Annotated in this window: 2 protein-coding genes; both read right to left on the bottom strand. The window is 52.3% G+C overall.

What is annotated here, in order from left to right; all coding sequences use genetic code 11:
• Positions 1–2,221 (bottom strand): efflux RND transporter permease subunit (locus tag AC2VLY_RS05655; RefSeq protein ID WP_486921917.1); only part of this gene is annotated, 2,221 nt, incomplete at its 3' end.
• Between the two features lie 9 nt (positions 2,222–2,230).
• The coding region (locus AC2VLY_RS05650; RefSeq protein WP_486921916.1) for an efflux RND transporter periplasmic adaptor subunit at positions 2,231–3,301 on the bottom strand (1,071 nt) is incomplete at its 5' end.

The following is a 3,301-nucleotide window of genomic DNA, read 5'->3' as shown; positions in this document are numbered from 1 at the left end:
AGTTGCCGCCCAGCAAAGGTTGCAGATCCTGGGCAATTTCCGCCATGGTCAAACCCAGATTGGCGGCAATATTGCGATGGATTTTCAGCACCAGTTCTGGATTGTCAATGCGCAGGTCCTTGGTCACATAGAAGAACATGCCACTCTGGTAAGCCTTGGCTATGACCTGATCTGCCACCTGATCCATTTTGTCGTAGCTGCCGGGGCTCTGCAGAACAAATTGTACCGGCAGGCCGCCCGCAGATCCTGGTAAAGGTGGCGGTAAGAAAGAAGCCACCTGCAGCCCAGGTACGCTTTGCAATTGCTGCTGCAATTTGGGCTGAATCTGCATGGCCGTAACCGAACGATCAGACCAGTTGGTCAAACGCATGCCTGCAAAAAGGCTATTGGTTCCACCACCACTGCCGACGGAAATTCCGGTGACCATGAAGGTCGCCTTTTTTTCCGGATAGTTATTGAACACCTTCAAAATCTGCTTGCCGTAATGAGCCAGTCGGTCCGGGGTGATAGTCGGACCACCAGTGCCGGCATTGAAAATAATGCCCTGATCTTCCTGTGGTGCCAGTTCCGATTTGGAAGTGGAGAACAGGAAGTAAATGCTGCCGAATACGACAATGGCAAAGAGCATGACTACGGGCACAAAATTCAGGACACCATGCAGAATACGATCATAAAAACGTCTTAAACCTACAAAGCGCTGATCGATGAAGTGTTCAAAACCGTGTTCCTTGGTGGGCTTCAAGACCTTGCTGGAGAGCATGGGCGACAGCGTCAAAGCCACAATCATGGAGATCAACACCGCTGCTACCAGGGTAAAGGCAAATTCTCCAAACAGACTGCCGGTCAGTCCACCCATAAAGCCAATCGGCGCAAACACCGCAATCAAGGTGGTGGACATGACGATAATCGGACCACCCAGTTCGCGTCCGGTCAGCAAGGCGGCATCAAAAGGGCTTTTGCCTTCATCAATATGTCGATGCACGTTTTCTACAACGATAATGGCGTCATCCACCACCAGCCCAATGGCCAGAACCACTGCCAGCAGGGTCAGCAGATTGATGGTGAAGCCCATCGACCACATGATCAGGCCCGCGCCAACAATGGACAGGGGAATGGCCACCGCCGGAATAACCACTGCCCGGAATGAGCCGAGGAAGAGGAAAATAACCAGCACGACCACCGCCAGGGTGATACCAATGGTCATCAATACTTCATCGATGGAAGCCTTGATAAATGCACTGGCGTCATAAGGAATTTCTTCGTGCATACCCGGTGGCAGACTTTTTTTGAGTTTTGCCAGAGAGCTTTTGACACCGGCGGCTACATCCAGAGAATTGGCAGAGGGGGATTCCTGAATGCCGATGAACGCTGCCGGTTTACCATCATAAAATGCCTGGGAATCATAATTTTGTGCACCGAGTTCAACATGGGCGACATCTTTCAGGCGAATCAGAGTGTTGCCCGACTGTTTGATGACCAGGTCACGGAATTCACTGACATTGTGCAGGCTGGTAGTGGCAACAATGGTGTCTTGTACGGTTTTACCCCGGGTCCGTCCGACGGCCGAGATGAAATCATTGGCTGTCAACGCTTGAGAAACCTGGGCAGCGGTCACATTGAGTGCGGCCATTTTCTGCGGATTCAGCCAGACGCGCATGGCATAGGTGTTCCCGTTGCCCGCACCCGCAGGCAAAATCTGGACTTGTCCGACACCGTGTACCGAGGCGAATCGCGGTTGCGCGACACGCAACAAATAATCAGTAATCTGTTGCTGGCTGAGTTGATTTCCGTAAAAAGCGATATACATCAAGTCTAGCGCATCGCCCTTCGTAACGTTGATCACGGGCAATTGGCTACCCTTAGGCAACTGGTCGGTTACCTGCTGGACTTTGGACTGGATGTTGGCCACTGCGGCACTAGGACTGTAATTCAGCTTCATGTACGCCGTAATGGTGGAGGTCCCCTCCGCACTGTTGGAGGTCATGTAGTTGATATCCGGGGCGCTGGCGATGACCTTTTCAAGACGTGCGGTAATAAAGCTCTGCACGGTACTGGGACTGGCACCGGGATACGCCGTGGTGACGGTCACTACCGTATTGACCAGAGCCGGATACTCACGGACGGTCATCATGGTGTAGGCATGAAGACCCAGCAGGAAAATCACCAGACTCAACGCCGTGGCGAGTACCGGGCGACGAACAAAAATATCCGTAAATTTCATGAGCTAGCCTTACGCGTCGTGGCCGATGGTAACAAGGCTGCCGTCGACCAGTTTGACCTGACCGGCAGTGACGACCTTTTCGCCTTGCTTCAATCCAGAGAGTATTTCCACCATACCATCGCGCTGCTTGCCGGGTTTGATGACCTGTTGCACGGCGGTTTCCTGAGTTTTGCCATCCTTTTTTTCCTGATGGATGACATAGACATAATCGCCAAACGTGTTATAGGAAATGGCAGATACCGGAATGACAAGAACCTTTTCAGTGGTATCGCGCACCACTGTCAATTCCCCAAACAGGCCCGGTTTGAGCTGATTTTTGGGGTTATCGATGGTGGCTTGTACTTCTATCTGCCGGGTTGTGTTGTTGACGGCAGAACCCAGAGCGGTCACTTTTCCGGAAAAGGTCTGGCCGGGCAGAGCGTCGGTTTGTATCTGCACTGGAGTCCCGGCCTGAATATTCTGGAGATCACTTTGCGGCAGGGTGAAGTTGGCATATAGCGGACTCCAGGACTGCAGGTCCACTATTTTGGTGCCAGGAGTCAGATACTGACCCATATTCACCTGGCGGATACCGAGATAACCGCTGAAAGGGGCGCGAATCGCCAATTTATTCAAGGTTGCTCGAATATCCTTAATGGCAGCAACATCTGTCTGATAAGTGGCTTGATCAGAATCCAGCTGGGACTGGCTTACCGCTCTGGTCGCCATCAGTTTCTGATCTCGATGCAAAGTAAGGGCTGCCAGTCGCAGTTGCGCTTGGTCACTGGCCAGTTGGGCTAGTTGATTGGAATCATCAATCTGCACCAGAGGCGTACCCGCCTGCACATATTGGCCGGAGTGAAAATGAATGGCGGTCACATTGCCAGCAATCTGGGGTGTGACATTCACACCCTGAACGGCCGCCAGAGAGGCAACGGCGCGCAATTGGGGATGCCAGTGGGCGATTTGGGCAGTAGCTGCGCTTACGGTGACTACCGGCTTGGGGGTATGCGCCATCGCCTCGGCAATTTTATGGTTGACGAAGGCTTTAAAACCAAAAATTCCGCCAAAAACAATCAGCAGGCCAATAATGACAATCAC

Source organism: Acidithiobacillus sp. TH-A36, from assembly GCF_057473445.1.
Note: the sequence above shows the minus strand (reverse complement) of the source record. Positions and strands in the feature narration are given on the sequence as shown.